The following is a 24,894-nucleotide window of genomic DNA, read 5'->3' as shown; positions in this document are numbered from 1 at the left end:
GTCAGTACGCCCGGACGGTGACGTTCACCCGCCCCCGCAGCCCCAGTTCGGGCGGCGCCGAACCGGGCTCGGTGCGGGGGACGCCGTGGTACGCCGGCCGGGCCGGCCCGCCGAAGACGAAGGCGTCCCCGCTGCGCAGCTCCACGTCCCGCCACGGCCGGCCCCGCCCCTCGGTGTTCCCGAACCGGAAGACGCAGGCGTCCCCCAGGCTGAACGAGACGACAGGCGCGGCGGAGCGCTCGTCGCTGTCCCTGTGCATGCCCATGCGTGCACCGTCACCGTAGAAATTGACCAGCGCGATGTCGTACGGGACAGCACAGGGCCCCGCGCCGTACACCGGCTCCCCGGCCACCTCGGCCGCGGCGTCCACCGCGGCCCGCGCCCACTCCCCCAGCCAGCCGGGGAACGGCTTCACGGGCTCGCCGCCGCCGTCCACCACGGTCGGCGCGTAGCCGTACGGATACCAGTGCCGCCCCAGGCTCAGCTGGCGTACCGACATCTCGCCGCCGCTCGGCAGTCGCACGGTTCGCAGCCCGGCGGGCGGCTTCGACCACTCCCGGCACGCCGCAAGCAGCTTGTGCTGCTCCTCCTCGGACAACCGGTCCGGCAGGTGCACCGCGCCAGGAGCGACCTCCTCCGCTTCGCGCGGGAACAGATCACCTCGACCCATCCGTCGATTCTGCCGCAGCTGACGTCGAGCCGTTTTCTCGGACCTCGTCCTCCCCCGGCTTGAGCAGTGCCGGCAGCGCAGTCTTCGGTCGGTCGGTGGCAGTGGCCAGCAGCCGCGTGAATTCCTGAGCCCAGAACGCGATCGTCGCGGCGTCGAAGAGGTCTGTGGAGTACTCGAAGGTCACGGTGATGCTGCCGTCCCGGGGTTCGAGGACGACATACAGCTCGTTGCGGGCGACTCCGACGGTGGGCAGGCTCCGGATGGTTGTGGAGACTCCTCTCAGGTCGAGGGCCGGTGGCGGGGTGGTGACCACGGTGAACAGAACGGTGGGGTAGAGCCCGTCCGCCTCCTCGGGCGCCAGCAGCCGGACGACCTCGTTCAGCGTCAGTGCCTGGTGGTCGAGGGCGTTGAAGAGAGTCGGTCCCAGACTGGTGACGAGGTCCGCGAAGTCGGTGGCTTCGGAAAGGCGTGCGCGCAGCAGCACGGCGTCTCCCAGCAGGCCCACTGCTTCCTCGTGTTCCCGGCGGCCTGCGCGGTTGGCGCTGGAGGCGGCGAACACCACGTCGGTGGCGTGTCCGCAGAGCCGGGCGGCCCAGGTGGCGAACGCGGCGGCGAGGACCGTGTAGGGCGTGGTGCCGAGACGGGTGGCGGTCTCCGCGACGCGGCCCGCTACCGCGCCGTCGATGACCTGCTGGTGCAGGGCTCCCGCACCGGAGAGGGTGTCAGGGCGTGGGTGGTCGCAGGGCAGCTCCAGGCGCAGGGGTACGCCGTCAAGTTCGGACCGCCAGAATGCCTCGAGCCGTCCTCGGCGCTCGCCGTCGAGCTGTTCCCGTTCCCAGCGCGCATAGTCCGTGAACTGGGCGGCGGGCGGCGGGAGCTGCTGTGCGGAGCCGCCGTTGTAGAGCGTCTGCAGTTCCTGCCACAGGACGCCCATCGACCAGCCGTCACAGATCGCGTGGTGCAGGACGACGACCAGGACCCATCGGTCGTCGGCCGCTCTGCCGAGCCGGAAGCGGAACAGCGGCGCCTGGTCCGTCGCGAACGGGCGTCTCGCGTGGTCCTGGCACCATTGGTCGATCCCCGGGGAGTCGAGCCCGGTGAGGTCGCTGACGGGGAGTTCGACCGGCACCTCGGCCAGCACCTCGACCGCGAGCTCACCGTCGCGCCGCGCGGCCCTGCTGCGCAGCGCGTCGTGCCGTCGTACGAGTTCTTCGAGTGCGCGGGACAGAGCCTGCGGGTCCAGCGCACCCCGTAGATCGACCCGGTGGGCGACGTTGTAGACGCTGGGGTCGGCGCGCTCGTGGTGGCGGCGCCACAGCCTGCGCAGTGTGGCGGGCATGGGGACCGTCTCCGCCGGCCGCCGCGGTCCGGGATCGACGCGGTGGGCGACGGCGCGGATGGTCGGTGCGCGGAAGAAGTCCGCCATGGACAACTCGATACCGTGTTCCGTGGCCATCCGGTTCAACAACCGTACGGCGCTCAGGGAATGGCCACCGAGCTCGAAGAACGAGCGGGTCAGAGGCACACGGCGGGAGCCGAGTTCGGTGCACCACAGGTCGTGCAGTGCTTTCTCCAGCGGGCCTGCCGGTTCCTGGTACTCCTTCTCCGGCCCGTCCGCGGTGTCGTGGGGGTCGGGCAGTCGGCCGCGGTCCAGTTTCCCGGCGGCGTTCACCGGCAGCCTCGCCAGCCGTACCCAGCGCCGGGGCACCAGATGGTCGGGGAGCTCGGCGGCCAGGGCGGTGCGCAGTTCTTCGGTGGCGTCCGGGCGGTCCGGGCCGGCGAGTGCGACGTAGGCGACGAGTTCGCTCTCGCCGTGGCTGTCGGCGCGGGCCAGCACTGCGGCCTCGCGTACGCCGGGCTGCCGCGTCAGTGTCTGCTGGACCTCGGCGGGTTCGACGCGATGGCCCCTGATCTTGACCTGGTCGTCGATGCGGCCGAGATACTCCAGCGTCCCGTCGCTGCGCCATCGGGCCAGGTCTCCGGTGCGGTAGTACACCTCCTCGCCGGCGCCGAGCGGCTTGAAGGCAGCGGCCGTCTCCGCGGGGCGGCCGTGATAGCCGTACGACACCGCCGTACCGCCTACGTGGAGCTCACCGACGGCGCCCACCGGGACTTCCCTGCCCTCCGCGTCGAGCAGCCGGATCCGCACCCCGGGGATCGGTGTGCCGATGGGCGGGCGCGTCCCGTGGGCGGGGTCGACCTGGTGCGAGGTGACGATGACGGAGGTCTCGGTCGGCCCGTACTGGTTGAAGAGGGCGCACTCGGGATGGGCGGTGAGGAAGTTGTGGAACGCCGGCGTGAGCCGCAGTGCCTCGCCCGCGGAGAACAGCTCGCGCAGGGCGGGCATCCGGGGGGCGGTCTCCATCAGATACGTCAGCGGCGTGCAGGGCATGAACATCCGCTGCACGCCGTGGCGGCGTACAGCCTCGGTCAGTGCCGCGGGGTCGTGGCGCAGTTCGTCGTCGATGAGCACGAGAGCCGCCCCGGATGCCAGCGTCGTGAAGATCTCCTGGACGCTGACGTCGAAGGCGGGCGAGGTCCACTGCAGGGTCCGCAGCGCCGGATGCTGCTCGAGGTGGCGCAGCACCAGGTTGACGGGGCCTCGGTGGGGCACGACGACGCCCTTGGGACGCCCGGTGGAGCCCGAGGTGTAGATGCAGTACGCGGAATCCTCAGGGCGTACGGCGCAGACGTCCTCGTCCGGACTCCGGTCCGGTGTCTGCTCCTGGCGGGCTGCCTGCTCCATGGTGCGTACGGGCCACCGCTGGAGTGCGGGATGCCGGGTGAGCAGTGCCTCGGTCGTCAGGACCAGGACGGGACGGCCGTCGTCCAGGAGCTGTTCGATGCGGGCGGACGGCAGCGAGGCGTCGAGCGGCAGATAGGCCGCACCGCTTTTGAGCACGCCCAACAGCGCGCCGATCAGCTCGGGGCCGCGCGGCAGCAGGACCGCGACGCGTTCGCCACGGCCTGCCCCGTGCGGGCGGAGCCACTGGGCGAGCCGGTCGGCACGCTGGTCGAGCTCCCCGTATGTGAGCTGCCCGTGATCACAGAGCAGCGCGACGGCGTCGGGTGTCCGGCGCGCTTGCGCTTCGAACAGCCCGTGCAGGGTCTCCTCGACGGCGGGCAGGGGCTCCTGTTGCCGGCCGAGCCGCGCCAGGGTGCTGCGGTCGGCGTCGGTGAGCGCGGTGAGCGCCGAGAGCGGGGCACCGGGGTCGGCGAGGGCCCGCCGCAGTACGTGCTCCACATAGTCCACGAGCCGTCTCACGTCGCTCTCCCCGAACAGCTCCGTGTCGTACTCGACCATGAACCGCACGCCCTCGCTGTGGTGCGTCAGATAGATGCCGAGGTCGAAGGGTGCGCGTGCGGAAGGCGTGTCGAGAAGTGTGGCGGTCAGCTGCGGCGGGTCGAAGTCCACCTGCCTTTCGTTCTCGTACTCCACCATCACCTGGAAGAGCGGGTTCCGGCTGGGGTCGCGACGCGGATTGAGCGCGCTGACGAGTTCGTCGAAGGGGACGTCCCGGTGTTCGTACGCCGCCGTGCTGCGCTCGCGCACGCGGTGCAGCAACTCGGTGAAGTCCGGGTCGCCGGACAGGTCGAGACGCAAGGCCACGGTGTCGAGGAACATCCCGATCTCGTCCGCGGCCTCCTCCGGCCTGGCGGCGACAGCCGTGCCCACCACGATGTCCCGCTGCCCGCTGAACCGGCCGAGCACGGCGCCGATCGCACCGGTCAGCACCATGAAGAGGGTGGCGTGCCGCTCGGCGGCGAACTCCCGCAGCCGGGACGTCAGCCGGGCGTCCAGCTCATGTGTGAGGCTCTCGCCGGTGCCGGAGCGCACGGGTGGCCGGGGCCGGTCCGAGGGGAGGGTCAGCTCGGGTGCGTCCGTCAGCTCGCGCCGCCAGAAGGCGAGCGCCTCGGCCACCCGGGCAGGGTCTGCGGGCACGATCGGCCGCGCGACGAGAGGCCGCAGGCCGGGGTCGCCGTCCGGCCCGCAGCGGTAGTGGGCGGCAAGCTCGCGGGTGAACACCTCCGTGGAGGAGGAGTCGAAGATGATGTGGTGGGCCAGCAGGAACAGCAGGTGCCGCTCGTCGGACAGGCGCAGCAGCCGGGCCGAGAACAAGGGCCCGGTGCTCAGGTCGAAGATCCGGCGGCCCTCGGTCTGCAGAACGGCGCGCAGGGCCTGCTCCTCGGTCGCTCCGCTGTGGTCCTCCACCGGGCAGTCGACCGCGACGTCCTCCCGCGTCTCCTGGTACGGGACCCCGTCGGCGGTGCCGAAGACGGTACGCAGAGCGGGCTGGCGGGCCACGGTCCGGCGCAGGGCCCAGCTCAATCCCGGTACGTCCAGCGGGCCTTCCAGCCGGATCGCCTTGGGCTCGTGGTACATGCTGGTGCCGGGGTGCAGCTGCTCCATGAACCAGATCCGTCGCTGCGCGGGCGACAGGCACCTTCTGGCAGGCTCCACCGTGGCCGCGGGCGCCGCGCGGCCAGTGCGGGCGCGTAGGCGGTCGATCCTGGGAAGGGCGGCGAGCACCTTGTCCGCCGGGACACCGAAGTCCACGAAGCAGGCGATCTCGTCCGCTCCGGCTTCCGTCAGCCGCCGTACCGTCCCGGCCGCCGACTCCTCATCGCCGATCAGTGCACGCGAGTCGCAGTAACGCTGATAGGCCCGGCCGAGCAGGAAGTCCACATCCTCCTCCGGGGTGTTCTCCAAGTCGACTTCGAAGCCGAGACTGTTGGTGACCTGGTCGAAGAGGGAGAGCGAAGAACGAAGGTAGGAGACGAACGGCCGGTACGCCTCGGCACGTGCGGTCTCGGTGTCCGCGCCGAGGTAGGTGTGCACCAATACCACCACTCGCCCCGCGGCGGGATCATGACCGTGCTCGGCCCGGGTGCGCCGGTAGAGCGCGATGTTCTCGGTGAGCTGTTCCACCGACTGCGCCATCAGATTGGTGACGATTCCGAGGCCCTCCGCCGCGGCCCGGCGGTAGCTGTCGGGGTTGCCCACCACCGCGATGTACAGGGGCGGTTGGTCCTGTACGGGGCGGGGGCGCAGCTGGATCTCGACGGGTTCGCCGTCGCCGCCGGTCAGGCTCAGCGGCTTCCCCGACCAGAGGGTGCGTACGGTCTCCAGCTGCTCGTACAGCACCTCACGGTGCCGGCCGAAGTTCTCCGGAGCGAGCGCGAAGTCCGCGGCATGCCAGCCACTGGCGAAGCACAGGCCCGTGCGGCCGCCCGAGAGGTTGTCGACGACCGACCACTCCTCGGCAACGCGCACCGGATGGTGCAGCGGCAGCACCACGGAGCCGGCATGCAGCCGGACCCTGCTGGTGCGCGCGGCCAGTGCGGCAGCGAGCACCGAGGGGTTGGGGAACGGCGCACCGAAGGAGTTGAAGTGCCGCTCAGGAAACCACAGGGCGTGCAGACCATGGCTGTCCGCGAACTCGGCGGCCTCCATGATCAGTGCGTAGGTATCGGCTGTGCCGGTCTCGGGGTAGTCGCCGAAGAAGTAGAGGCTGAAATCGCATCCGGCCGAGGCGGATCGGGCCGGAGCGGACGAGGGCCGTGGCTCAGGGACTGCGCGTGGCACCTGCGGTACGGGGGCGGCGGTTGAGGGTGTCGTACCCGAGATGATCTCCAGTTGGCGGGACATCAGGCCGGTGACCTGGTCGACAAGCTGCCCGGCGAGCCGCAGCTGCTGCGTCAGGACGTCCTGAAGCTCGGCATCGTCGCCGCGTGCGGGTGCCGGTACTGATGCGGGTGCCGGTACCGATGCGGGGGCGTTGCGCGCGGTTCCGGTGTCCGGGGCCGGACCGCCGCGCTGTCGTACGACGAATTCGGCGAGCTTGCGCGGAGTGTCGGACTCGGTGAACAGCTCCCGGACCGGGACCCGCACTCCATACAGCCGCTGCAACTCCGTGGTCATGCCCAACAGGGCCAGTGAGTCGGCGCCCAGCGCGAAGAAGGACGTATCAGGCGCCACGTCCGCCTGGGTGGATCCCAGCTTCTGCGCTGTCAGTTCGCGAATGCTCTCCACGGCCTCGTCCAGTACCGGACTCCCGGCAGCCGGCGCCGCCGCCGATTCGGACACCGGTGGTGCGGCCGCACTCGCGGCTGCGCCAGCAACCGGGAAGCGGCGTCGGCGCAGGGGATGGCCGGGCAGCGGGACGCGACCGCCGTCGCGGGTCACCGCCCGCCAGTCGATGTCGGCGCCCCGGCTGTAGAGCTCGCCGAGCGAGGCCAGCACACCGTGCCACTGCCCCGTACCCGTACCGGTCTCCGGATCGGTGCCCTGGCCGGGCAGCCAGCGGCTGTCGGGCAGGCAGTGCATGCCCAGGCCGGTGAGTACGTTGCCCGCGCCGATCTCCAGGAAGTCCGTACAGCCTTGCCGGGACGCGGTCGCCATTGCCAGGTCGAAGCGCACCGGTTCGCGCGCCTGGCGTACCAGGTAGTCGGTATCGGCGGTCCAGCCGACCGGACGCAGTACGCCGTCGAGCGCGCCGGCCAGCGGAACCCGCAGCGGGTGCAGATCCAGCCGCTCGACGTATGAGCGGAGTTCGGGCAGTACGGGGTCGAGCGCGGCGGAGTGGAAGGCCCGGTCCACGGGCAGCGACCGCCATCGAATGCCCTCCTGGTCGAGCAGGCGCTCCGCCTGCCGCAGGGTTTCCGCCGGGCCTGAGAGCACGTGGGCGCGCGGCCCGTTGACCGCCGCCAGTTCGGCTCCGGCCGCCTGTGCGATGCGTCGCGCGGTCGCTGCGTCGGCGCGTACTGCCAGCATCGCCCCGGGCGGGCAGCCGTGCTGCATCAGCCTGCCGCGCCAGGCGGTGATCCGCAGCCCGTCCTCGACGGACAGCGCACCGGCCGCGCAGAGCGCCGCGTACTCCCCGGCGCTGTGTCCGAGCAGCAGTGCGGGGCGGATCCCGAAGGCGCGCCACAGCTCGGTGAGCGCCATCTGGTGGGCGAAGAGCGCGGGCTGGGCGGTCTCCGTCGGCCAGGGCGTATCGGGGTTCGCATCGGGTTCCGCGCCGGAGTCCGCATCGGGGTCCCCGGCGTTGTCGTCGAGGAGCGGAGACAGCAGGGTGCCGCCGAACTCCTCGGCGTAGACCTGCTCGCACAGGTCCAGGACCCGGCGGGCCTCGGGGTGGGCGGCGTAGATCTCGCGAGCCATGCCGGCGCGGGCACTGCCCTGCCCCGGATATGCGAGGGCCTGCGGTCCCAGCGGAGGGAGGGTGACGGCCGGACGTTCCAGAGCCCGGGTCAGCTCGCTGCCCGTGCGCCCCACCGCCGCCGTCCGGTGCTTGTGGTGGGGTCTGCCGAGGGCCAGCGTGGCGGCCAGGTCGGAAGGGTCGAGCCCGGGGTGTTCCCGGAGGTGTGCGCGCAGTGCGCCGAGGAGTTCGGCCAGGGCCTGCGGGTCCCGCGCGGAGACGGGCACGACCACCGGGCGGGCGGGAGTTCGCGGGTGGTGCCGGGGCGGTGCCTCCTCCACTACGACGTGCGCGTTGGTCCCGCCGACGCCGAGCGCGCTGACCCCCGCCCTGCGCGGCACGCCTGGCCGCGCGGCCCAGGGTTTCAGTTCCGTGCCGAGCACGAACGGGCTGCCGTTCAGCCGGAGGCCCGGATTGGGCCGGCGCAGGTGGAGCGTCGGTATGAGAGTGCGGTGCTTCAGCATCAGTACGGTCTTGATCAGCCCTGCCATGCCGGCGCAGCTGTCGAGGTGGCCGATGGACGGCTTCACCGAGCCGAGGGTGCAGAACCCGGTGCGGTCCGTGCCCTCGCCGAAGGCCCGCGACAGTGCCTCGAACTCCACCGGATCCCCGAGCTGGGTGCCGGTGCCGTGCGCCTCCACGTACGACACGGTGTCCGGCGGGACCGCGGCCTTGCCCAGCGCCTGCCGTACGACCTCGATCTGGCCCGCGACCCCGGGGGCGCTGAACCCGGCCTTGCCCGCCCCGTCGTTGTTGACGGCCGAACCGAGGATGACCGCGTGCACGGTGTCACCGTCGGCCAACGCCCGGTCGAGCCGCTTGAGCAGTACGGCGGCGACTCCGTTGCCGCCCACCGTGCCGTCGGCGTCCGCGTCGAAGGCCCGGCAGCGCCCGGTCGGGGACAGGATGGAGCCCGGGTGGCTGCGGTAGCCGGATTCCTGCGGGGTGTGCACAGCGGCAGCTCCGGCGAGCGCCAGGTCGGCGTCACCGCTGATCAGGGCCTGCGCCGCGAGATGGACGGCGACCAGGGAGGTCGAGCAGGCGGTCTGCACGCCGATGGCGGGCCCTGTGAGGTCGAGCCGGTAGGCAACTCTGGTGGCGAGAAAGTCCGGTTCGCGTCCCATGGCCGTCAGCAGGCCGGTGGCCGGGTCGCCGTCCGGGGGCGGGGATGTGGCGCCCGGCGCGTCCTGGTGGTCGTACAGATTCATGCCGGAACCCGCGAACACACCGATGCGGGTGCCGGGCGCCGAAGCCGCGTAGCCCCCTTCCTCCAGCGCCTGGTGGCAGCATTCGAGGAAGAGCCGGTGCGCGGGGTCGGTGAGCTGGGCCTCCTTGGGGCTGATGCCGAAGAAGTCCGCGTCGAAGCCCTCGATGTCGTCGAGGACACCGCCGACGGGTACATGATCCGGCTCGCTGCCGCGCGCGGTGAACGCGCTGACGCTGTCGACGCCTTCGCGGAGGTTCGCCCAGAACGCGGCGACGGACGGCGCCCCGGGAAAGCGCGCGGACATCCCGATGACCGCGATGCGCTGCTCCGGCGCTTCCGGGTCCGAGGTCTGGAACCGGGGCACTTCCGGGTCCGATACCGGGCCCCGGGGAGGTTCCGGCTCGGCCGCGGCCAGATACGCCGCGAGCGCGCCGACCGTGGGGTGTTCGAAGAAGGCCGACTGCGGTATCGGCCGGGCCAGCCGCGACTCCAGCCGGCCACGGAGCCGGGTGAGCGCCGGGGAGTCCATGCCCAGTTCGTAGAACGGCGTGTCGGTGTCCACCGCGTGCCCGAGCAGGGCGGCGGCGTCTTCGCGTACCGCGTGCAGCAGCTCGGTCCCGTCCCCCGGACCCGTGTCGAAGGCACCTGCCAGCAGCCGGTCACGCAGCTCCGCACGGCGTACCTTCCCCGCCGGGGTGCGCGGGAACTCGGCAGCGGCGGTCGGCACGGCGCGGGCGACGGTGAGCCGGAGTCCGGTGAAGACGGCCGCCTTGATGCCCCGGGCGATGCGCTCGTCCGCCTCCGCATCGCCGTGGCTGACGAAGAACACGACGAGCGACTCACTGCCGGTGTCCGGGTCGGGCACTCCGCAGGCGGCAATCTCCCCCGCCCGTACGCCGGGCACGGCGGCGGCCGCGTCCTCGACCTCGTGGCCGTAGACGTTGTGCCCGTTGAGAATGATCAGGTCCGTGCTTCTGCCGGTGATCGTCACCTGGCCGTCGGCGAGGAAGGCCAGGTCGCCGGTGTCGAGCCAGTCGGGTCCGTCAGGGAACGCGGCCCGGTCCGCCTCGGGGTTGTTGACGTATCCGGGGGTGACGCGGGCCGCCGACCGTATCTGGAGTCTGCCGATCCGCTCCTCCGGGAGGGGCTCCCCGCTGTGGTCGACGACGCGCACCTCCGCCCGGTGTGCGGGGGCTCCCACGGCGACGAGGGTCACGCGGTCCCGTTCCTCGGTGTCCTCGCCGACGCGCACCAGATCCCCGCCGAGACTGTCCTTGCGCACATGGTTCACGCCGCCCGCACCGCTGAGCCTGCCGTGGGTGATGGCCGTGACCGTCTCCGCCATCCCCCAGACGGGCACGATGTGTTCGTCCCGCACGCCGAACGGTCCCGTGGCGGCGAGGAACCGTTCCATCACCGGCAACGGGATCTGCTCCCCGCCGGATACCAGCGTCCGTATCCGGCCCAGGTCCCACCGTCTGTCCGGGTGTTCACCGACCGCGTCGGCGATCATCCGGTACGCGAAAGCGGGCGCCCAGCCGTGCTGCGCTCCGTGCTCCTCCAGCAGGTCCAGCCAGCGCAGCGGTGCGGCCAGCACATGGCCGGTCGTCGCGTGGACATTGGTGCAGCCCACGAACACCTCGAGGAGGTGGTAGAGCAGCAGCGCCCCGCTGTGATCCGCCGGAAGCCAGTTCACGGTCGTATCGCCGGGCCGCACATCCAGGATCCGCCGGCTGCTCGCCGCGAACTCCGTCAGCCCTCGGTGCGTGAGCTGGGCCGCTTTGGGCACGCCGGTGCTGCCCGAGGAGAGCATCAGCAGCGCCACATCGCAGCCGTCCGGCTCCACCAGATCCTCCGCGGGCGGGTGGCCCAGACAGTCCTCGGCAACCACCACCCGTACGGACACGGCTGCCCCGGCCACCATGGCCGCGCCCGCGCGGTCCGTCACCACCAGCGGATCGCCGAGCAACTCACAGGTGTGACCGAGGCGTTGCAGGGCCGGGGAGTCCGCCTCGGCCCGCTCCGCGATGGCGACCGGTCTGGCGCCGCCGAGCACACAGGCCCAGAACGCGGGAAAGAACTCGTCAAGGGGTAACCCGCACAGCACGATGTCGGCGCCGGGACGCAGGCCCCGTTCACGCAGCCCTGTGAGCATCCGGCGTGCCGTGGACAGCAGTTCCGGATACCTCTGAACGGTCGTGCGGCCGTCGTCCGCTACGGTCACGACGCCCGCGTCCGCAGAGCGCTCCGCCGCACGCAGCAAGGCGCTGACCGCGTTCTGCGGATCGTCGTCGGTCAGCTCCAGCTCAGGCCCTCGGTACAGAGCCGGTCCCCGTGCACGGGCCATGGATGTTCGCTCCTTCACTGTGTGACGGCTGTTCATACGGTTGCTCGTACGGTTGCTCGATCACCCGGCGCCGGGCGGCGGCGAGGGACAGCAGGAGAAACGCCAGCGCCCCGCAGAGCGCCACTCCGTGGAAGAGGCCCACGACCGCGAGCGCCGGCCAGGTCTCCAGCGCTGCCGCCGCGGCCACCATGCCGAGGGCGAATCCGGAGGTCTCCGCCGCGGCGGACAGCCCGAACAGCCGGCTGCGTTCCCGGTCCGGAGCCGCCTGCAGCCGTGAGGTGTACACGATCTCCGTGAACCCGTCGGCCAGCCCGGCCAGCCCGGCGACGGCCACGAGTACGAGGGGCGCCGGACCGGTGAAGGCCAGCACGAAGGAGAGCGACATCACGCAGGTGCCCACCGCGAAGGCATACGCGCCCCACCGGCCCTCCGACCACGACGCGTGCCGCCGCTTCAGTAACTGGTGGGCCAGGAAAGTGCCCACCGCCCAGGAGGCCCAGAACTGCGTCATGAACATGGCCGGGTCCCCCGGCGACTCCACCTCGGCCACCATGGGAAGAGCCACGTTGTGTGACGAAGAGGCGAGCGCGTCGACGCCCCGCAGCAGGACCATGCCGAGCAGCAGGGCGGGCACCGCGCTCAGCACCTGCCGCAGAGATGCGGCTCCCGGCTTCGGCACGGTCTGCGGAGCCGACCGGTCTTCCTCCATACGGGGCCGCAGCAGCGACAACGCCACCGCGGACACCAGGAAACTGGCCGCGTTCACGGCGAACGCGGCGCTGTGGCCTGCCAATTCGATGACCGGGGCGGCCGAAGCGAAACCCGCCACGGTGGCAAGAGAACGAGCCGTAGCCAACTGCCCGTTGGCCCGAACCCGCGCCTCCTGCCCCACAATCACCGGGACCGCGCTGCGCAGTCCGACGGTGAAGAACGTGTTTCCGGCACCGAGCACCACCACGACGACAGCCAGCAGCCACACCGGAGCCGACCCCGTCGCACACAGCGCGAGAACCACCATGGCCGCCGCCTGGACGAGATCCGCACCGATCATCAGGACTCTGCGCCCCACCCTGCCCGCCAGCGCCCCGGCCCCCAGCCCCGCCAGCACACCCGCGAACAACCGCAGCGCCATGAGCAGGCCCAGACCGAGACCGCTCCCCGTGACCTCGTAGGTGAACAGGCTCAACGCGATCAGATTGAGAAAATTGCCGTAGACGGACACCGCATACGCGCCCACAAGAGCGCGCACACGCCAATGCAGGTGACTCAATCCAGACTCCTCGCATGTAGGGCGTGAGCCGAATACGCGGCAGTGCAAAGGGAGTTGGGCGATACGCGGAGGCTACCGCGAGCCCGGCGTTCTGCCGCCGATGCTCATGGAATTGTTCACATCCGAACCACTGCGGCATGGGGGTGGTGAGCGTGGCTGTATCGCCATCGATCGGCGCCGCGTACGGGGTGAATCACACCCGGCCTCATCATCACCCTGAGTCACCGTCAGGCTACGGTCGGGTGCACGCATCCAAGGGCTGATCGCCTCAGGCATCCATGCCTTATGGTCGAACGGACGGTCGTCGCAAATGCTAGGAGCGCGCGTGAGTGTGGAGTCCGCCGATACGGTGCTGACCGGGGTACGGAATTTCCGGGACGTCGGGGGTCTGCCGACGGTGGACGGGCGCCGAGTGCGGCGCGGGATGCTCTTCCGCAGCGGGCACCTGGCACACGCGACGCCGGAGGACGCCGCCTTCCTCGGCGAGCTCGAACTGCACACGGTCTTCGACTTCCGCAACTCCACCGACCAGGCGCTCGACGGCCCCGACATCGAGCTTCCGGGCGTCCGCAACGTCAATCTCCCGCTCTCCGACCCGGCCGACGGGGCCGAGTTCTGGCGGCTGGTGCGGGACGGCGAGCTGGACCAGCTGCGGGCGATACTCGGGGACGGCCTCGCCGCCCAGCGGATGACCGACTCCTACCGCACCATGATCCGCGAGCGCACCGCCGAGCACAGCCGCATCCTGCATGCCCTCGCCGAGGACAGCGTGCCCGCCCTGATGCACTGCGCCGCGGGCAAGGACCGGGCCGGTCTGTCGATCGCCGTCACGCTGCTGGCGCTCGGCGTCGAGCGGGCCGCCATCGAGGAGGACTACCTCCAGTCCAACCAGCCGCACCGGCGCTACAAGATCTACCGCAGCAGCAAGTCCAAGGCCGGAATGTCCCCCGAGGTCCTGGAACTCCTCGCCCCTCTCTTCGACGCCCGCGCCGCCTACCTCCACGCGGCCTTCGCCACCATCGACGAGACCTGGGGCGACGCGGACACCTATTTGACGGAGGCCCTCAAAGTCTCCCCCGCCACCCGCACCAGGCTGCAGTCCCGCCTGCTGGAACCCTGAGCCAACTAGCTTGTGGGCAGGCGTTCCGCAACGGGCGGAACGGGTGGGCACAAGCGGCCGCACCCGCGCGACGGCCGCACCCCGCACCCCGCAGCGGGCGCCCCTCGGGTGCGGCCCGGTGGCCGGTGCTGCGCTTGCCCACCCTGCGCCCTGGGGGCACCTCCCGGCCGGAGGCTGGGGGAGCAGACTGCCCAAGCGCAGCAGGGGGCGACCCCGCACGGGAATCGCGGGCCAGCCCTCCCGCGACGGCCCCCCAGCTATGCTGGGCCGCGCAGCTGGTTCGCCCCGTCCGCCAGACGGGAGGCGTCGTAAGAGGGAACCCGGTGCAAATCCGGGACTGCCCCGCAGCGGTGAGTGGGAACGACCGCCGTCATACGCACTGGACCGACGGTCCGGGAAGCGACGGCCAGTAGGTGCCCGCCGGGAGACCGGCAGGCGCGCCCGCGAGTCCGAAGACCTGCCCGCTGCCCGTACGCGTCCACACGCGTACGGTCCTCCCGGAGACCTCGAGGGCGGGTCGGAGAGCACAGCGCACAAGGCGGCGGACACCAGCCACGCGTCGGCTCCGTCTTCCGTGCGGTCTCCCCCTTCGCATCCTCGTCCCGTTCTTCCGGGAGCGCTGGAGACATCTCGCGAAGGAGAGTTGCGTGACAGCGACAGCAGCGAACCCGGCCACCACTCCCCCGCCCGCACCGGTGCGTGCCACGGTGCACGGCTATCCCCGCCAGGGGCCGAACCGCGAACTGAAGAAGGCGATCGAGGGCTACTGGAAGGGCCGCGTCACCGCCGAGGCCCTGCACTCCACGGCCGCCGGACTGCGCAGCGCCAACTGGCGGCAGCTGGCGGAGGCGGGCATCCACGAGGTGCCCACCGGAGATTTCTCGTACTACGACCACATGCTGGACACCACCGTCATGGTCGGCGCCCTCCCCGAGCGGCACCGGGAGGCCGTGGCGGCGGACCCGTTGGCCGGGTACTTCGCCATGGCCCGCGGCACGCAGGACGCCGCGCCGCTGGAGATGACCAAGTGGTTCGACACCAACTACCACTACCTGGTGCCCGAGCTCGGACCGGGCACGGTCTTCCGCGCTGACGCGAGCAAGCAGACCGCCGAGCTGAAGGAAGCCCTCGCGCTGGGCCTGAGGGCGGCCCGGCCGGTGCTCGTCGGGCCCGTCACCTACCTTCTGCTGGCCAAACCGGCGCCGGGCGTCGCCCCCGACTTCGAGCCGCTGACACTGCTGGAGCGGCTGCTGCCGGTCTACGCCGAAGTGCTCGCCGACCTGCGCGCCGCGGGCGCCCAGTGGGTGCAGCTTGACGAGCCCGCGCTGGTGCAGGACCGTACGCCTGCCGAGCTGGAGGCGGCAGCACAGGCATACCGAGCGGTCGGTACGCTCAGCGACCGGCCCCGCCTGCTGGTCGCCTCCTACTTCGACCGGCTCGGCGAGGCGCTGCCGGTGCTGGCGAAGGCACCCGTGGAGGGCCTGGCGCTGGACTTCACGGGCCCGGCCGCCGGCAACCTGGACGCGCTCGCCGCGGTCGGCGGGCTGCCCGGGAAGCGGCTGGTCGCGGGCGTGATCGACGGCCGCAATGTGTGGATCAACGACTACGAGCGGTCCATCGCCACCCTCGCCACTCTGCTGGGCCTCGCCGAGCGGGTGGATGTGGCGGCCTCCTGCTCGCTGCTGCACGTGCCGCTGGACGCCCGCGCCGAGCGCCATATCGACCCGCAGGTGGCCCGCTGGCTGGCGTTCGCGCGGCAGAAGGCGGCCGAGGCGGTCACGCTGGCGCGCGGGCTGTCCGAGGGGACCGGCGCGATCGGCGCCGAGCTCGCCGCCAACCGCGCCGATCTGGCCTCCCGTGCGGCCTCACCGCTCACGCACGACAAGACCGTACGGGCCCGCTCAGCCGCCGTAGCCGACGCGGACACCCGGCGGGCGCTGCCGTACGCACAGCGCACGGCGGCGCAGCGCACCCGGCTCGGTCTGCCGCCGCTGCCGACCACCACCATCGGGTCGTTCCCGCAGACGGCCGAGCTGCGTGCGGCCCGTGCCGACCTGCGGGCCGGCCGGATCGACGAGGCCGCCTACGAGGAGCGGATCGCGGCCGAGATCCGCGAGGTGGTCGGCTTCCAGGAGCGCGCCGGGCTCGATGTGCTGGTGCACGGTGAGCCCGAACGCAACGACATGGTGCAGTACTTCGCCGAACAGCTCACCGGCTACCTCGCCACCCGGCACGGCTGGGTCCAGTCGTACGGCACCCGCTATGTGCGCCCGCCGATCCTCGCGGGCGACGTCGCGCGCCGGCGGCCGTTGTCGGTCCGCTGGACGCGGTACGCCCAGTCGCTGACCTCCCGCCCGGTCAAGGGCATGCTCACCGGCCCGGTGACCATGCTCGCCTGGTCGTTCGTACGGGACGACCAGCCGGTGTCCGAGACGGCGCGCCAGGTGGCCCTGGCGCTGCGCGACGAGGTCTGCGAGCTGGAGGCCGCGGGGACCGCCGTCATTCAGGTCGACGAGCCGGCCCTGCGCGAGACGCTGCCGCTGCGCACCGCCGACCGGCCCGGTTATCTGGCGTGGGCGACGGCGGCGTTCCGGCTCACCACCAGCGGTGTGCGCCCGGACACCCAGATCCACACCCATATGTGCTACGCGGAGTTCGGCGACATCATCGAAGCGATAGCCGCCCTGGACGCCGATGTCATCAGCCTGGAGGCCGCCCGCTCCCATATGCAGGTCGCGGACGAACTGGCCGGCCACGGCTACCCGCGTGAGGCGGGCCCCGGTGTGTACGACATCCACTCACCGCGGGTCCCGGGAGCCGAGGAAATGGCGGCGCTCCTCCGCAAGGGCCTGGAGGCCATCCCGGCCGAACGGCTCTGGGTCAACCCTGACTGCGGCCTGAAGACCCGCGGCTGGACCGAAACCAGGGCCTCACTGGAAAACCTGGTGACCGCGGCCCGCACGGTGCGGAAGGAACTCCCCCGCCAGAGCTGATCCCCTGCTCTGCTGGCGCAGTTCCCCGCGCCCCGAAGGGGCGCGGGGAACTGCGCGACCAGCCACGAACAACCCGCAGCCCGCAACCGACCGCCAGGGGCAGCCCCCTCAGCGATGGGCCACCGCTTGGCGGACCAGCGTGCGCCCGAAGTCCCACATGAGGCCGCCACCACTGTGCGCATCGTCCATGACCTGGGTGAACGCGTCCACAAAGCGGTCCACTTCCTCCTCGCCGATCACCAGCGGCGGGATCAGCTTGATGACCTCCAGATGGTCCCCGGAGACCTGGGTGAGGATGCGGTGCTTCTGCAACAGCGGGACCACGACCATCTGCGCGAACAGCCCCTTGCGCGCGGCCTGGAGCATCGCCCAGCGGCTGCGCAGCTTCAGCGACCGGGGCCTGCCGAACTCGATGCCGATCATCAGCCCGCGGCCGCGCACCTCGTGCAGCAGCTCGTAGCTGTCCACGAGCGCCGCGAGCCGGGTGCGCAGCAGATCGCCGGTACGGCGGGCGCTCTCGGTGAGGCGTTCGTCGTCCATGACGGCGAGGGTGGCCAGGCCCGCCGCCATGGCCTGCGCGTTGGAGCCGAAGCTGGCGGAGTGGACGAGTACCCGGTCCATGGACGAGTAGACCTTCTTGAAGATCCACTCCTTGCCGAGCGTCGCACCGACCGGGACGTAGCCGCCGGAGAGCGACTTGGCCACACACACCAGATCGGGGTCGACGTCCTTCTCGTACTGGTAGGCGAAGAAGTCGCCGGTGCGGCCCAGCCCCGTCTGCACCTCGTCGGCGATCAGCAGCGCCCCGTACTTGTGCAGCAGTTCGCGGGCAGCGCGCAGATAGCCGGGCGGGGCCGCGTGCACGCCCTTGCCCTGGATGGGCTCGACGACCAGCGCGGCCACGTCCTTCTTGCGCAACTCCCGCTCCAGCGCGGCCAGGTCGCCCAGCGGAACGGGGGTGTCGGGCAGCAGCGGTGCGAACCCGTCGCGGAAGCCGTCCTCGCCGTTGACGGAGAGCGAACCGGTGGTCAGCCCGTGGAAGGCGTGGGCGCAGTACAGCACTCTGGGCCTGCCGGTGGCGTAGCGGGCGAACTTGAGCGCGGTCTCCACGGCCTCGGTGCCGCTGTTGCCGAAGAAGACCCGGTCGAGCCCGGGCGCGTACGAGAGGAGTTTCTCGGCCAGCAGCCCGGGCAGCGGCTGGCAGTCGAAGCGGGTGAGGTCGGCCAGCTGCGCGTCCAGCACATCGTGCAGCGCCTGCCGTACGACGGGATGGTGGCGGCCCACTCCCATGACGCCGAACCCGGCGAGCATGTCGAGATAGTCGTTGCCCTCGGCGTCGTAGAAGTAGGCGCCCTCGGCACGCTCGTAGACCTTGTCGAAGCCGATGGTGTGCAGCATGCGCGGCAGCTGGTGGTTGAGATGGCGCATGTGCAGCTCGTAGCGCTCGGCGCTCCGCTCGGCCAGCAGCTTCGTCAGGTCGAAGCCGGTCACGCCATACTCCCCTCACCCGTGCGCGCCACGCCCACCCGTGCCGCGCCCCGCCGGCCGCTCCCCCGCTCCAGCTCCCGGTGGGCGCGCCGGGCCCGGTCGCGCTTCTCCAGCTGCTCTTCGGACAGTGCGTCGAGGTCGCGTGGCCCGTCGATGGACTCCAGCAAGGACATGGTCGGCCCCCCTGCTCCGGCGAATTGTCAGTGTGACGCGCTGCCTGCAGTCTCGCGGGCAGCGCGCAGGGACTCCCTGAGGGAGCCCATGGTGGCCAGCACAGCGGTCGGCTCGTATCCGCAGTGCGCCATGCAGTTGGCGCAGCGGGGGTCCTTGCCGCGGCCGTACTTCTCCCAGTCCGTCTCCTCGACCAGCTCCCGGTAGGTGGGCACATAGCCGTCGCTCATCAGATAGCAGGGGCGCTGCCAGCCGAAGAGGGAGTAGTTGGGGATGGCCCAGGCGGTGCAGTCGAAGTCGGCCTTGCCCTCCAGGAAGTCGAGGAAAAGCGGGCTGTGGTTGAGCCGCCACCGCTCCCTGTTGCCCCCGGCGAACGCCTTCTTGAACAGCTCCCTGGTCTGCTCGACGCCGAGGAAGTGCTCCTGGTCGGGTGCCTTTTCGTAGGCGTAGGCGGGCGAGACCATCATCTCGTCCACCTTCAGTTCGTCGTTGAGGTAGTTGAGTACCTCGATGACGGTCTGCGCGGTGTCGGTGTTGAAGAAGGTGGAGTTCGTGGTGACGCGGAATCCGCGTCGCTTGGCCTCCTTCATCGCCGCGACCGCCTCGTCGAACACGCCCTCCTTCGCCACGGATTCGTCGTGCCGCTCACGAAGGCCGTCGATGTGCACAGCGAACGCGAAATAGGGAGAAGGCTTGAACTCGTCCAGCTTCTTGCGGAGCAGCATGGCATTGGTACAGAGAAAAACGTATTTCCGCCGGGCAACCAGCTGCCGCACGATTTCCCCGATCTGCGGGTGCATCAGCGGCTCGCCGCCCGCGATGGAGACCATCGGCGCCCCGGACTCCAGTACGGCCCCCACCGCCTGCGCCACCGGCATCCGCTGCTTGAGCACCCCGGCCGGGTGCTGGATCTTTCCGCAGCCCTCGCACTTGAGATTGCACGCGAAGAGCGGCTCGAGCTCGACGATGAGGGGGAACTTCTCCCGCTTGCGGAGCTTCTGCTGAAAGAGATACGTCCCGATACGGAGTGTCTGGCGGAGCGGCATGGCCATTTCTGGCTCACCTCCAGGGGAGCAGCAGGGATCGGTGCCATTCAAGGAATGCGGGCAGGACACCGCGAAGGACGCGGAATGCCGATATTCCACCCCGCAGTGTCCCGATGCGGATCAGTTCATGGCCCGGAGCGTCCACCACCACCCGTACGGCCGCAACCGGACGCCGGGCCGTGCCCGCGGCGGCGGCGTCCAGGGTGGCGGCGGACTCCATATCGGCGGCAATCGCTCCGGTCTCGTGCAGCGCGGCCCTGGCCCGGCCCCGTACCACGTGGTCGGTGCCGGCCAGCGGGCCCACATGGACGGTGCCGTACCCGGAAAGCGCGGTGGCCAGCAGTTCGGTTCCGGTGCAGGGCGTGTGCCCGTGCGGGTCGCGGGTCTCGGCGGCCACCACCAGGTCGCCGGGGCGCATTCCGGACACCAGCCCCGCGCAGAAACCGGTGGCCAGCACGGCGGTGCCGCCGTGCACGGCCTCCTGGACGAGAGCCCTGGTCATGGCGCGCCGGGCGGCCTGCGCGCCCATGCCGGTGCGGAGGAGCCGCACGTTGTCGGGGCCAGTTCCCCCGTTCGGGTCGTCAGGGCCCGGGCGGCGCCCCGGCCCGCGCCGCAGTGCAAGGTGCTCGATGCCGAGCGCACACGTCAGCAGCAGCGGGTCCGGGGCTGCCGGGCTCGCCATCAGACCTCACGCCTCACGACCCGCTCCAGTCCGTCACCGTGCAGATAACGGCCCAGTGCCGTGAGCGGGAAGACCATCCGGTAGAGGTGGTAGTTGATGGAGAAGTCCCAGGGGAAGCCGGTGCCGGTGAAGTACGGCTCGTCCCAGTAGCCGTCCTCGCGCTGGGTCTCGGCCAGCCAGCCGATGCCCCGTTCGACGGCCTTGCTGTCCTTCTCGCCGGCCGCCAGCAGCGCCATCAGCGCCCAACCGGTCTGCGAGGCGGTCGAGGCGCCGCCTGCGATCCACTCGGCGTCGATGTAGGAGCGCAGGTCCTCGCCCCAGCCTCCGTCGTCGTTCTGGACCCTCTCCAGCCAGCTGACGGCGCGCCGGACGGCGGGGTGGGAGGTGGGCAGTCCGGCGGCCACCAGCGCGGGAACGACCGACCCGGTGCCGTAGAGGTAGTTGACGCCCCAGCGCCCGAACCACGAGCCGTCGGCCTCCTGTTCGGCCAGCAGCCAGGAGATCGCCTTGCGGGTGCGCGGATCGTGCTGCTTGCCCTCGGCCGCCAGCATCTCCACCACGTGCGCCGTGACATCGGCCGACGGCGGGTCGATGACCTCGCCGAAGTCGCAGAACGGCAGCCGGTTGGGGAACTTGCTGGTGTTGTCGACGTCGAAGGCGCCCCACGCGCCGTTGCCGGACTGCATACCGAGGTTCCAGCGCACGGCCCGGCTGATCGCCCGCTCGACCCGCTCGGGGTCGGGGTGCTGGATGCGGCGCAGCGCGAGCGCGACCTCCGCGGTGTCGTCGGTGTCCGGGTAGTTGTCGTTGTGGAACTCGAACGCCCAGCCGCCCGGGATCAGCTGGGGTCGGCGTACGGACCAGTCGCCGGGGCGTACGACCTGCTCGCCCAGCATCCAGTCGGCGGCCTTCACCAGTGCCGGGTGGTCGCGGGGCAGTCCGGCGTCGGCCAGCGCGATGGAGGCCAGGCAGGTGTCCCAGACCGGGGACTGGCACGCCTCGATCATCCTGGTCTGTTCGTCGGGCCAGACGGCGAAGCGGTCCAGCGATTCCAGCCCGGCCCGCATCACGGGGTGGTCGAGGTCGTAGCCGAGCAGCCGCAGCGCGATCAGCGAGTAGACGGCGGGCGGCTGGATGCCGCCCCAGCAGCCGTCGTTCTCCTGGCGCTCGATGATCCAGCGCGAGGCTTCCTTCAGGGCCGCGCGGCGCAGCCTGCGGGACGCCACCTTGCGGTAGGCGTGCAGGGCGCGGTCGATGCGCTGGAAGGCGCCGTCCCAGGTGGTGGCGGGCGCCATCGGGCCGGGCGGCAGCGGGCGCGCCGGATCGCGGTGCAGCTCGTCCAGGCGGAAGCCCGCGGGGTGGACGGGGCGGAAGGCGGAGACGACGGTCAGCGGCACGATGGTCTGCCGGGCCCAGCAGCCGAAGTCGTAGATGTTGAGCGGCACCCAGGTGGGGAAGTAGATGATCTCCGGGGGCAGTTCGGGCAGGTCCTCCCAGCGCCACCAGCCGAACAGTGCGAGCCAGATCCGGGTGAAGACCCTGCTGCGGGCCACTCCCCCGTGTTCGCGCACCCACTGCGCGGCGCGCGTCATATGAGGGGCTTCGGGATCGTCACCGGCGAGCTTGAGCGCGACGTATCCCTCGACGGTGGTGGACAGGTCGCCAGGGCCGCCGTAGAAGGTGGCCCAGGCGCCGTCCTCGCGCTGCTGGGAGCGGATGAACCGGGCGGCGGCGGAGAAGGTCCGCTCGTCGCGGATGCCGAGGAACTCGCGCAGCAGCAGGTCCTCGGCATCCATGGTGATGTTGGTTTCCAGGTCGCCCTTCCACCAGCCGGCCTCGTCCTGACGGGCGAGCAGATGGTCGACGGCGCGGGCCGCGGTCCGCTCCGCCAGGGCTGTGATGTCGCCGGTGCCCGTGGGGGCAGAGGCGGGAGTTTCGCGTTCTTTGTTCTTCGTTCCGGAGACGCCGGGTCCAGCGGGTCCGTCCGTGGTGGCTGTCATCCCTTCTCCTTCCGAAGTGTCCGATTACTCGGAGCCGCGAGTGGGAGTCGGCTCACCCCCGCCGTACGACGACGAAGTCGGCGAGCGCGGCGAACCGGTCGCGCACCCGGACCGGCATCTCGACCGAGTCGAGCGCCGCCAGAGCCGTGGTGTGCTGGCGCTGGGCCTCCTGCGAGGTCCACTCGCGGCCCCCGGCCTCCTCGATCAGCGCGGCCCGCTCGGCGAACTCCGCCTCGTGGAAGTCCTCGAACTCCGCCTGGCTCTTCTTCGCGTCCTCGGTCATCAGCTTCGCGAGCCGCGCCGCGGCGGGGCCCGGGGAGCCGAGTGCGGCGGCGACCGGGAGCGACTTCTTGCGCTGCCGCAGATCGCTCCAGGTCTGCTTGCCGGTGGCCTGGGGGTCGCCCCAGATCCCGAGCAGGTCGTCGACGGCCTGGAAGGCGAGACCCAGGTGGTGGCCGTACGCCTCCAGCGCGTCCGCCGTGCGGTCGTCGGCGCCGGCGAGCACCGCACCGATGGAGGCGGCACAGGCCAGCAGCGCGCCGGTCTTGTTCCCCTCCATCTCCAGGCACTCCTCCACGGTCACCAGATCGCGGTGTTCGTAGGAGATGTCCTGTGCCTGGCCGTCGATGAGCTTGCGGGTCGCCAGCGTGAGCCGCCGGGTGGCACGCCCGGCCTCCGCCGTGCCCAGCTCCAGCAGTATCTCGCCGGCGAGTGCGAACAGCGCGTCACCGACGAGGATGGCCTGGGCCGGCCCGTGCACCTTCCAGACGGTGTCACGGTGGCGGCGCTGCTCGTCCCCGTCCATCAGATCGTCGTGCAGCAGGGAGAAGTTGTGCACCAGCTCCACGGCGACCGCACCGGGGATACCGGTCTGCGGTGCGCCACCGGTCACCTCCGCCGACAGCAGCGCGAGCGCGGGCCGTACCGCCTTGCCGCCCGCAGCGTCCGAGGGGCGGCCCTCGGCGTCGATCCAGCCGAAGTGGTAGGCGGCGACGGTGTCCATCGGGGAGGCCAGCCGCTCGACGGCCGCGCGCAGTACGGGGGTGGAGAGCGTGCGCCCACGCTCCAGCAGTGCGCTTACGTCCCTGCTGCCGGCCTCTTCGCCCTTCACGCCCTCGTCGTCCTCGTTCACGAGTTGTTGGTTCGGCGGGGTCACAGGGTCTCCTCTGTGCGGTGCTGTGGTGCTGGCTGTACCGCCCGTGCTGCCTGGGCCGGCCGGACGTTCTGCGTCAGTGGTGCTCATGGGCCCTTCCTTCGATGCCGGGGACCGGTTCCGACCCGTACGGGCGGCCCAGTGCGACAAGGGCTTCGTGCGCGGCTGTCACCCCGCTGCGGACAGCGCTCTCCATGGTCGCGGGCCAGCCGGTCGCGGTCCACGCCCCCGCGAGGAAGACGCCGGGAGCCAGGGTGCGCGCCGGGGGGCGCAGCCGGCCGACTCCGGGCGCGGGCGCGAAGGTGGCGGTGCGTTCCCGGGTGACGAAGAAGTCCCGCACCCCGGCGCCCCTGGCCGCGGGCAACAGCCGCTCCAGCTCGGGGAGGTAACGCTCGCGCAGTGCGGCGACCGGCTGGTCGATCTCCTCGTGCGCGACCGACTGGGAGAGCGCCAGGTACTGGCCGCCGCCGGTGAGCCCGGAGGCGGTGGTGCGGTCGAAGACCCACTGGACCGGGGTGCCGAGCGCGGCGAAGAAAGGTCTGCGCAGCACCTTGCGGTCGTAGATCACATGCACGTTCAGGATCGGCTCGGTGCCGATGTCCAGCAGCCGCCCGGGATCGGCCAGCGCCCCTGGGGGCAGCAGCCGGTGGGCCTCGCGCTGCGGTACGGCGAGCACGACCGTGCCCGCCGCCAACTCCTCGGCGCCGCTGCCGCCCTGCTCGACCGTCACCCGCCAGCCGCCCTCCCCTGCGGGCTCGACGGCTCGCGCGCGGGTACGCAGCAGGGTGCGCACCCCGGCCTTCCGCAGCGCCGCATAGGCGAGGGTGTCGTGGATGTCGCCGAGCGGGACATGCGCCCAGCCGATGTCGGCGGCGCCGGGCTCGGAGAGCAGTCCGGTCTTGAAGACCATCGCCGCGAGCCCCATGGACGCCTGGGGCGCACGCGCGTTGAGGGTGGCGGTGCCGACCAGGTCCCACAGCGCCTCGACGGTACGGGCCGACTGACCGTGCCGGTGCAGCCAGGTGCCGAAGTCGATGGCGTCGAGCGCCGGGTCGGCCGGGTCGAGCCCATTGAGGGCGAGCGCCGCACGGACCACCGCGCCCCGCTCGGCGAGCGAGAGGTGCGGATAGGTCGCCAGGCTCGCGGCCAGATGCAGGGGTACGGGCAGCGCGGTGCGGCGCAGCCGTCCGAGCCGGGGGCGGCTGCCGCCGACGTCGAGCACCGGTACGTCCAGTCGGTCCTGGAGCGGGGCGAGCCCGGCGGCGCCGACCCGGTGGAGGAACCAGCTGTAGGCGGTGCAGCAGCGCAGATAGACGTGCTGGCCGTTGTCCACGGTCAGTGGCCCCGCTGCGGAGTCGCGCCGGAAGGAGAAGGCGAGCCCGCCCAGCCGGGGGCGGGTCTCGACGAGGGTGGTCTCCAGGCCCGCCTCTGCCAGCCGTAGCGCGGCCGTCGTACCCGCGAGGCCGCCGCCGAGAACCACGGCGCGCCGTGCGGCGCCGGGCCGCTCACCGGACCGCACATCGTCCGCCGTCATGGACGCTCCTC

The 24,894-nt window shown here is 71.5% G+C and carries 12 protein-coding genes and 1 riboswitch; of the genes, 2 read left to right on the top strand and 10 right to left on the bottom strand.

The window, feature by feature from the left end:
- Position 1 precedes the first annotated feature (1 nt).
- The 3 genes from ACTWP9_RS04920 to ACTWP9_RS04910 are packed head-to-tail and all read right to left on the bottom strand — an operon-like array spanning position 2 to position 12,696.
- The gene (locus tag ACTWP9_RS04920) at positions 2–670 is read right to left on the bottom strand and encodes an alpha-ketoglutarate-dependent dioxygenase AlkB family protein (RefSeq protein ID WP_443244711.1); all 669 of its coding nucleotides are present in this window, start codon (positions 668–670) and stop codon (positions 2–4) included.
- Complete coding sequence (locus ACTWP9_RS04915; RefSeq protein ID WP_443244710.1) at positions 657–11,426, bottom strand: amino acid adenylation domain-containing protein; 10,770 nt, start codon at positions 11,424–11,426, stop codon at positions 657–659. Before ACTWP9_RS04915 ends, ACTWP9_RS04920 begins: the two co-directional genes overlap by 14 nt.
- Positions 11,386–12,696, bottom strand: a complete 1,311-nt coding sequence (locus ACTWP9_RS04910) for an MFS transporter (RefSeq protein WP_443244709.1) — start codon at positions 12,694–12,696, stop codon at positions 11,386–11,388. Before ACTWP9_RS04910 ends, ACTWP9_RS04915 begins: the two co-directional genes overlap by 41 nt.
- Positions 12,697–13,006: 310 nt before the next feature.
- Between ACTWP9_RS04910 and ACTWP9_RS04905 the strand changes: the two genes are divergently transcribed.
- Together ACTWP9_RS04905 and metE are read left to right on the top strand one after the other, a co-directional pair.
- Entirely contained in the window at positions 13,007–13,816 is an 810-nt protein-coding gene (locus ACTWP9_RS04905) for a tyrosine-protein phosphatase (protein WP_443244708.1), read from the top strand.
- A 259-nt stretch (positions 13,817–14,075) separates the two neighbouring features.
- Positions 14,076–14,295: riboswitch (cobalamin riboswitch) on the top strand.
- Between the two features lie 168 nt (positions 14,296–14,463).
- Positions 14,464–16,809 carry a 5-methyltetrahydropteroyltriglutamate--homocysteine S-methyltransferase gene (gene metE, locus ACTWP9_RS04900; RefSeq protein ID WP_443244707.1) on the top strand — a complete coding sequence of 782 codons (2,346 nt, stop codon included), beginning with the start codon at positions 14,464–14,466 and terminating at the stop codon, positions 16,807–16,809.
- 108 nt (positions 16,810–16,917) lie between these two features.
- Here metE and ACTWP9_RS04895 read toward each other — a convergent pair whose 3' ends face one another.
- Genes ACTWP9_RS04895 through hpnE form a run of 7 tightly spaced genes read right to left on the bottom strand, consistent with a single transcriptional unit; the run spans position 16,918 to position 24,883 of the window.
- Positions 16,918–18,300, bottom strand: a complete 1,383-nt coding sequence (locus ACTWP9_RS04895) for an aspartate aminotransferase family protein (protein WP_443244706.1) — start codon at positions 18,298–18,300, stop codon at positions 16,918–16,920.
- Complete coding sequence (locus ACTWP9_RS04890; protein ID WP_443244705.1) at positions 18,297–18,470, bottom strand: hypothetical protein; 174 nt, start codon at positions 18,468–18,470, stop codon at positions 18,297–18,299. The genes ACTWP9_RS04895 and ACTWP9_RS04890 overlap by 4 nt, the downstream gene beginning before the upstream one ends.
- 27 nt (positions 18,471–18,497) lie before the next feature.
- On the bottom strand, positions 18,498–19,520 hold the full coding sequence (hpnH, locus tag ACTWP9_RS04885) for an adenosyl-hopene transferase HpnH (RefSeq protein ID WP_443244704.1): 1,023 nt from the start codon (positions 19,518–19,520) through the stop codon (positions 18,498–18,500).
- A gap of 7 nt (positions 19,521–19,527) precedes the next feature.
- Positions 19,528–20,196 carry a phosphorylase family protein gene (locus ACTWP9_RS04880; RefSeq protein ID WP_443244703.1) on the bottom strand — a complete coding sequence of 223 codons (669 nt, stop codon included), beginning with the start codon at positions 20,194–20,196 and terminating at the stop codon, positions 19,528–19,530.
- A complete protein-coding gene (shc, locus tag ACTWP9_RS04875; RefSeq protein WP_443244702.1) occupies positions 20,196–22,196 on the bottom strand; it encodes a squalene--hopene cyclase in 2,001 nt (666 codons plus the stop codon). The genes ACTWP9_RS04880 and shc overlap by 1 nt, the downstream gene beginning before the upstream one ends.
- Before the next feature lie 52 nt (positions 22,197–22,248).
- Positions 22,249–23,439: a polyprenyl synthetase family protein gene (locus ACTWP9_RS04870; protein WP_443244701.1), complete on the bottom strand. Its 1,191-nt coding sequence runs from the start codon at positions 23,437–23,439 to the stop codon at positions 22,249–22,251.
- Entirely contained in the window at positions 23,426–24,883 is a 1,458-nt protein-coding gene (gene hpnE, locus ACTWP9_RS04865) for a hydroxysqualene dehydroxylase HpnE (protein WP_443244700.1), read from the bottom strand. The genes ACTWP9_RS04870 and hpnE overlap by 14 nt, the downstream gene beginning before the upstream one ends.
- Positions 24,884–24,894: the final 11 nt, after the last annotated feature.

It is taken from the genome of Streptomyces sp. 3N207, assembly GCF_052246355.1.
Classification (GTDB): Bacteria; Actinomycetota; Actinomycetes; order Streptomycetales; family Streptomycetaceae; genus Streptomyces.
The sequence above is the reverse complement of the archived record's forward strand: the minus strand, read 5'-3'. Positions and strand labels throughout refer to the sequence as shown.

Excerpts from the sequence above, each read along its gene's own strand:
- ACTWP9_RS04920 (WP_443244711.1), bottom strand. The coding sequence starts at position 670 with ATGGGTCGAGGTGATCTGTTCCCGCGCGAAGCGGAGGAGGTCGCTCCT.
- ACTWP9_RS04915 (WP_443244710.1), bottom strand. The coding sequence starts at position 11,426 with ATGGCCCGTGCACGGGGACCGGCTCTGTACCGAGGGCCTGAGCTGGAG.
- ACTWP9_RS04905 (WP_443244708.1), top strand. The coding sequence starts at position 13,007 with ATGCTAGGAGCGCGCGTGAGTGTGGAGTCCGCCGATACGGTGCTGACC.
- ACTWP9_RS04890 (WP_443244705.1), bottom strand. The coding sequence starts at position 18,470 with ATGTCCTTGCTGGAGTCCATCGACGGGCCACGCGACCTCGACGCACTG.
- hpnH (WP_443244704.1), bottom strand. The coding sequence starts at position 19,520 with ATGGCCATGCCGCTCCGCCAGACACTCCGTATCGGGACGTATCTCTTT.
- ACTWP9_RS04880 (WP_443244703.1), bottom strand. The coding sequence starts at position 20,196 with ATGGCGAGCCCGGCAGCCCCGGACCCGCTGCTGCTGACGTGTGCGCTC.
- shc (WP_443244702.1), bottom strand. The coding sequence starts at position 22,196 with ATGACAGCCACCACGGACGGACCCGCTGGACCCGGCGTCTCCGGAACG.
- ACTWP9_RS04870 (WP_443244701.1), bottom strand. The coding sequence starts at position 23,439 with ATGAGCACCACTGACGCAGAACGTCCGGCCGGCCCAGGCAGCACGGGC.
- hpnE (WP_443244700.1), bottom strand. The coding sequence starts at position 24,883 with ATGACGGCGGACGATGTGCGGTCCGGTGAGCGGCCCGGCGCCGCACGG.